This is a genomic window from Sanguibacter suaedae (assembly GCF_016342785.1).
GTDB lineage: Bacteria > Actinomycetota > Actinomycetes > Actinomycetales > Cellulomonadaceae > Sanguibacter > Sanguibacter suaedae.
The window spans coordinates 80,543-86,774 of the sequence record NZ_JAEINH010000011.1 but is presented as its reverse complement, the minus strand read 5'-3'; the positions used below and the strand labels follow the sequence as shown (position 1 = coordinate 86,774).

General features: G+C 73.4%; 5 protein-coding genes and 2 riboswitches. Of the genes, 3 read left to right on the top strand and 2 right to left on the bottom strand.

What is annotated here, in order from left to right:
• Positions 1-1,149: ATP-binding protein (locus tag JAV76_RS12800; protein ID WP_198734456.1), on the top strand; the 1,149-nt coding region annotated here is incomplete at its 5' end.
• Between the two features lie 3 nt (positions 1,150-1,152).
• Complete coding sequence (locus JAV76_RS12795; protein ID WP_198734455.1) at positions 1,153-2,712, top strand: tetratricopeptide repeat protein; 1,560 nt, start codon at positions 1,153-1,155, stop codon at positions 2,710-2,712.
• A 1-nt stretch (position 2,713) separates the two neighbouring features.
• Here JAV76_RS12795 and JAV76_RS12790 read toward each other — a convergent pair whose 3' ends face one another.
• Together JAV76_RS12790 and JAV76_RS12785 are read right to left on the bottom strand one after the other, a co-directional pair.
• Positions 2,714-3,877, bottom strand: a complete 1,164-nt coding sequence (locus JAV76_RS12790) for a globin domain-containing protein (RefSeq protein ID WP_198734454.1) — start codon at positions 3,875-3,877, stop codon at positions 2,714-2,716.
• A 106-nt stretch (positions 3,878-3,983) separates the two neighbouring features.
• Positions 3,984-5,414, bottom strand: a complete 1,431-nt coding sequence (locus JAV76_RS12785) for an aminotransferase class V-fold PLP-dependent enzyme (RefSeq protein WP_198734453.1) — start codon at positions 5,412-5,414, stop codon at positions 3,984-3,986.
• A 45-nt stretch (positions 5,415-5,459) separates the two neighbouring features.
• Positions 5,460-5,575: riboswitch (SAM riboswitch) on the bottom strand.
• Positions 5,576-5,686: 111 nt separating this feature from the next.
• Positions 5,687-5,780, top strand: a riboswitch (SAM riboswitch).
• Positions 5,781-5,798: 18 nt separating this feature from the next.
• Here JAV76_RS12785 and JAV76_RS12780 point away from each other — a divergent pair.
• Positions 5,799-6,230, top strand: a complete 432-nt coding sequence (locus JAV76_RS12780) for a rhodanese-like domain-containing protein (RefSeq protein WP_198734452.1) — start codon at positions 5,799-5,801, stop codon at positions 6,228-6,230.
• The last annotated feature ends 2 nt before the right edge of the window (positions 6,231-6,232 follow it).

Sequence of the window (6,232 nt, the reverse complement as noted above, 5' to 3'; positions counted from 1 at the left end):
GCGTCCACCTCGATGCGCGCCGCACCCGACCTCACCACCACCCACGACGGAGCATCGGCCGAGGCCCCGTCGGCTGCCGCGCCCTCCGGACCCGCAGCGGACGACCCGTCAACCGAGGCGCCCGGGCCGGACCGGCCCGGTTTCGACTGGTCGAAGGCGGAGTCGGAGCTCGGTGACCCGCCGGTCCCTCCGCCGTTCGTGACGAACCCCGCGCCGGAGGGCGAGCCGCTGCCCGTCACACCGGGCGACGACGTCGCGGCCCCGGTGGTCGACGAGGGTGGCCCGCGGGTGACGCTCGCGGACGTCGGCGGTCTGGAGCTGGTGAAGCGGCGCCTGCACGAGTCGTTCCTCGAGCCGATGCGTCACCCGGAGCTGGCAAAGGCGTTCGGCAAGTCGTTGCGCGGCGGGCTGGTCCTCTACGGGCCGCCCGGGTGCGGCAAGACGTTCATGGCGCGCGCCATCGCGGGCGAGCTGGGGGCGCGGTTCCTCACGACGAACCTCTCGGAGATCCTCGGGACGCACTTCGGGGAGACGGAGAAGAACATCCACAACCTCTTCGAGCACGCACGCTCCCTCACGCCGGCCGTGCTGTTCCTCGACGAGATCGACGCGATCGGCGCCAAGCGGTCGAGCATCGGCACCGGGTGGTCGGGGATGCGCGCCATGGTGGACCAGCTGCTCATGGAGCTGGACTCCATGGCGGCCGACAACGACGGCCTCTTCGTGCTCGCGGCGACGAACAGCCCGTGGGAGGTGGACCCGGCGCTCATGCGCCCGGGCCGGTTCGACCGCATGCTGCTGGTGCTCCCGCCCGACGAGCCGGCGCGGGCCGCGATCCTGCGCATGCACCTCGACCGGCGTCCCATCGCGGGCATCGACCTCGACGAGCTGGTGCGCAGCACCGACGGGTTCTCCGGTGCGGACCTCGAGCACCTCGTGTCGTCGGCAGCGGAGCAGGCGATGCTGCGGTCCATCGCGGCCGGCGAGGTGCAGCCCATCACCATGGCGGAGCTGCGGCACGTCCTCAAGGAGATCAAGCCGTCGACGGGGGCATGGTTCGCCGGGGCCAAGAACGTCGTGTCGTTCGCGAACACGGACGGCCGGTACGACGACCTCGCCGAGCACATCGCGTCCCGCAAGCGACGCTGACCGGTGGCCGACGAGATCGACGGCGTCGTCTACCGCGCCGAGTCGTTCCTGGCGCTGGGCAGGTCCGACCGCGCCGAGACGCTGGTGCGGGAGGCACTCGCGCAGGCTCCGCGCGACGCGCGCCTCCTCCTGGCCCTCGCACGCGTCCTCGACGACCAGGAACGGTGGTCGGACGTCCTGACGACGACGGAGGCAGCCCTCGTCGCCGACCCGGACCTGGTCCCGGCTCACATCCTCCGGGCGTGGGCGGCGTACCGCCTGCAGCGGTGGGACGTCATGGACCAGCACGTGTCCGTGGTCCTGGCTCGGGAGCCGGAGAACCCCGTGGCGCACATGTGCCGTGCGCTGAGCGGGTTGCGCGACACGTCGCCGGCCGGCCGGGTGCGCGTCCGTGAGAGCTACCTGTTGGCCCTGGAGTACAGCGGCGGGGCGGCGTGGTTCGTGCGGACGGCCGCGGAGATCGAGGTGCACCTGGGCAATACGGCCGAGGCGCGCCGCCTCGTCGACGAGGGCCTCGAGAGGTTCCCCACGGACACCGGCCTCCTCATGACGAAGGCCGGGTTCGACGGGACCCCCACGGAGGAGTCCCTGGACATCGTGTCGGGGATGCTCGCCGGCTCCCCTACGGACCCGCGGCTGCAGGCCATGTTCGACAGCGTCGTGTCGCGGCGGCGACGCCGGCTCCTCACGATGCTGTGGTTCATGCCTGTGCTCCTCGCCCTGGGGTGCGTCGTCCCGGGCGGTGGTTTCCGTGCGGCGTGGGTGGCGCTGGTCCTCGTGGCCGGGTTCCTCGTGTTCGGGGTGCGGTCCGCGACTCTCGAACGACTGCCGGACCCGGTGCGTGAGGAGCTCGCGTCCCGCGCCCCGTGGCGGCTGGTCACCCGGTACGGTGCGACGCTCGCCGTCGTCGCCGGTGCGGGTGGTGGGGTGGTGCTCTCGATGGGCGGGGTGTTCGGTGCGTGGGGTCTGGTCGTCGCGGTGCTGGCGTGGGCGGCGACGCGCGCGGCGGGCCTCGGGTACGAGCGGGCGCAGGCGCGTCGTGCGGACGACGCGATCGCGGCGGAGTCCGGCGCGGACCGGGGTTCTCGCGCCGGCCCGTTGACGTCCAGGCTCGTCCGGGAGCGGTTCCGGCATGCCTTCGTGGTGCCGGTGCTGCTCCTGCCGCTGGTGTTCGTCGCACTGTTCCCGGGGGCCTCGCCCGAGGACGAGGCGGCTCGGTCGGCGATCGGCGTGATCGCGGCCGTCGTGGCGCTCGTGGCGGTCGCCGAGGCGGTGGTCCTCACCGCGTCCGTCGCGGACGGTCCGTCGGCGCGGGGCGTGCTCCTCGTGGTGGTGCCCGTGCTCCTGGCCGGGGCCCTCCTGGTCACCTCGACGGGTGGCGTCGCGGACGCCGTGCGGGAGTGGGGCGCGCAGGAACGGTCCCGCACGCCCCTCGTGGTCCCGTCCACGACGACCTTCGACCCCGACCGCTTCACCCCGCGCCCCGCCCCGACCGTCTCGATCCCGACGTTCGAGTTCCAGGAGTTCCCGGAGATCCCGGACCTCGGCGTCCCCGAGGGGTGACTCAGGCGGCGAGCCAGACGTCGGGGCCGAACACCTCGTAGCGGACGCGCTGCGCGGGGACCCCTGCTGCGAGGACCTGCTCGCGGATCGACTTCATGAAGGGCAGCGGCCCGCACAGGTAGACGGTGGCGTCGGTGGGCAGGGAGACGTCCTCGAGGGACATGAACCCGGTGCGGGCCCCGGCGGCGGGTTCCTCGAGCCACAGCGTGAGGCCGGCGTCGTGGAGGCGGTCCACGTCGTCGAGCATCTGCTCGCGCAGCGCCCACTGGTCGAGGGCGCGGTCGGCGTGGAGGACGACGACGCGGCGGGTGGACCCGGACTCCACGAGGGACCGCAGGATCGAGGCGGCCGGGGTGCAGCCGATGCCCGCGGTCGCGAGGACGATCGGGTGGTCGCCGTCGTCGAGCGTGACGTCACCGCACGGGTGGGACAGCTCGACGACGTCACCGACGTCGACGGACCGGTGGAGGACGGGCGACACCTCGCCGCCGTCGTCGAGCTTGGTGGTGAAGACGCGGCGGTCGGTGGCGACGTCCGCGGACAGGGAGTACTGGCGGACCTGACGCAACCCGTCGGCGAGCTCGACGCGGACGCTCACGTACTGGCCGGGACGGGCCGGGGTGACGGGGGTGTCGTCGGCGGGCTCGAGGACGAACGTCATGGCGCCCGCTCCGGCACGGCGCTTCTCGACGATGCGCCACGGCGCCCAGGGGGCGGTGGTCGCGAGCTCGGAGTACAGGCCCTTCTCGAGGGCGACGAGGGCGTGGGCCATGAGCCAGTACACCTCGGTCCACGCCTCGGCGACCTCGGGGGTGACGGCGTCGCCGAGGTCGTCGACGATGGCCGCGAAGAGGTGCTCGTACACGATGGGGTACTGCTCCTCGACGATGCCGAGGGACACGTGCTTGTGGGCGATCCGGGCGAGGACGGGCTCGGGCAGCGTGTCCGGGTGCTCCAGCAGCCACGACGCGAAGGTCGCGATGGACCCGGCGAGCGCCTTCTGCTGCTCACCGGAGCGCTGGTTGGCGCGGCTGAAGAGTCCGTCGAGGAGGTCGGGCCTGGCGGCGAACATGCGGGCGTAGAACTTGGGGGTGATCTCGCCGATGCGGGAGGCGACGAGACCGATGGTCGCCTCGATGACCGGGCGGGACTTCTCGGACAGCATGGTGCTCCTCGGGGATCTGCGGGGATGGTGACAGATCCACACTAAGAGCCCGAACAGGCCGGTAATTTTTCACGTGAGTGACTTCACAGACACCACGGTCGGCCCCTCAGACGCGGGCGAGCTCCACCGCGTCGGCGTGCTGTGCAGGCCCGGTCGCGGCGGGCGCGGGCCCGCACGCGGACCCGGCGGCGCCGAGGGCCGCGGCGGCGGTGCCGACGAGCCCGGTGAGGCCGGTGACGTCGGGCAGGGGACGGGGGTCGTCGACGACGGACCAGCACCCGTCGACCACCTCGTACCGCGCGGTGGGTCCGTGGGCGACGTACGCGGCGAGGGCGCCGACGAGGCGGTCGACCTCGTCGAGGGTGGTGCCGACGCCGACGCTCGCCCGGACGGCCCCGGCGTCGTACCCGAGGCGGGCGAGGAGCGGGTGCGCGCAGAAGCGTCCGTCGCGCACCCCGATGCCGTGCTCGGCGGACAGGTACGCGGCGACGAGGCCCGGGTCGTGGCCCACCACGGAGAACGTCACGACGGCGACGGGGTCGACGGAGTCCGCCCAGGCGCGGACGATCTCGACGCCGGGCACGCCCTCGAGGCCGGTCACGAGGCGCTCGCGCAGCACGGCCTCGTGGCGCTCGAGGGCACCGTCGGGAAGTGCGGCGAGGGCGTCGCACGCTGCGGCGAGCGCGACGGCGCCGACGACGTTGGGCGACCCGGCCTCGTGCCGGGCGGGGGCAGGGGCCCAGGCGACGTCGTCGATGCCGACCTGTCGGACGGCTCCGCCGCCGGCGAGGTACGGCCGGCCGACGTCGAGCCAGTCGCGGCGTCCCACGAGGGCTCCGGCCCCGAAGGGTGCGTAGGTCTTGTGGCCGGAGAAGGACACGTAGTCGACGCCGGTGGCGGCGAGGGAGAACGGGCGGTGCGGGACCAGCTGGGCGCCGTCGACGGCGACGCGCGCCCCGGCGTCGTGGGCGATGCGCACGACGTCGGCGAGGGGCAGCGACTCCCCCGTGACGTTGGAGGCCCCGGTGATGGCGACGAGGGCGTGGGGGGCCGCGGCGAGCTCGGTGCGCAGGGCGTCGAGGGTGGCTGCCACGGACTCGCGGCCGACGACGACGGTCGCTCCCCCGTCGCTGCGCTGCCAGGGCAGGAGGTTGGCGTGGTGCTCGACGTCGAGGACGAGGACGCGCCCTGGTTCGCCGTCGGGTCCGGTGGGGACGCACCCGGCGAGGAGGTTGAGGGAGTCGGTGGTGTTGCGCGTGATGATGGTGACGTCCTCCTCGCGAGCACCGACGAACCCGCCGATGGTGCGGCGGGAGGCCTCGTAGAGGGCGGTGGACACCTGGGAGAGGTACCCGGCGCCACGGTGGACGCTCGCGTAGAGGGGCAGGACCTCGGCGACGCGGTCGGCGACGGCGCGCAGCGCGGGGGCGCTGGCTGCGCAGTCGAGGTTGGCGTAGGTGACGGTGCGGCCGTCGACGAGGGGGACGCGGGTGTCGGAGCCGACGACGGGCAGACAGGGTGCGGCGGGTCGAGACATGGGGGTCCTCCGTGGTTCCGGGGGACCGACCGCCGGTGACGGCGGACCCCGCGCTTGCCGGGGCGTCGGGCGACGTCCGGCCAGGTCTTCACCCGGGGCACCCCACCGCGGAGGAGGGTTGCCGGCCAGCAAGCCGGGGCATTCTGCTGGCACTCGTGACCTGACTCAACGATCAGCGACGGTGGCGGGGGTGTCAACGCACCGACCGGGTGCATCTCAGCATGTGATCACGGGGTCTCATTTTCAGGAGGTGGGAGCGATCCTGGTCGGACGACCCATCCAGAGCGGCCGAGTGACCTGGCACGACGACGCCGCAGCAACCCCCTCGCGACGAGGTGAGGGTGCTACCGCCAGGACCGATGGAACGGACGACGGAGGCATCACATGACCTACGCAGGCGACCTCACCCCCCAGCAGGCCTGGGACCTGCTCCGCGACGACCCCCGCGCCGTCCTCGTGGACGTGCGCACCGAGGGCGAGTGGCGCCACGTCGGCATCCCCGACGTGAGCGGGCTCGACGGGCAGGAGCTCGTCCTCGTCGAGTGGACCACCGCGCACGGACCGAACGAGAGGTTCGTCGCCGAGGTCGCGGAGAAGGCCGGTGTGCAGCCCGGCGACGAGCGCCCGCTCGTCTTCCTGTGCCGCGCCGGCAACCGTTCCGTCGGCGCCGCGATCGACGCGACCGCCGCCGGGTTCGGGCCGTCGTACAACGTCCTCGAAGGCTTCGAGGGCGACACCGACGCCCACGGCGGGCGCACCGTGAACGGGTGGCGCCTGCGCGGCCTGCCGTCCACCGGCTACCAGGGCCAGGAGTGACC

What these genes read in the sequence shown, in the direction of transcription:
- JAV76_RS12790 (WP_198734454.1), bottom strand. Translation starts at nt 3,877, where the DNA reads ATGCTGTCCGAGAAGTCCCGCCCGGTCATCGAGGCGACCATCGGTCTC.
- JAV76_RS12785 (WP_198734453.1), bottom strand. Translation starts at nt 5,414, where the DNA reads ATGTCTCGACCCGCCGCACCCTGTCTGCCCGTCGTCGGCTCCGACACC.
- JAV76_RS12780 (WP_198734452.1), top strand. Translation starts at nt 5,799, where the DNA reads ATGACCTACGCAGGCGACCTCACCCCCCAGCAGGCCTGGGACCTGCTC.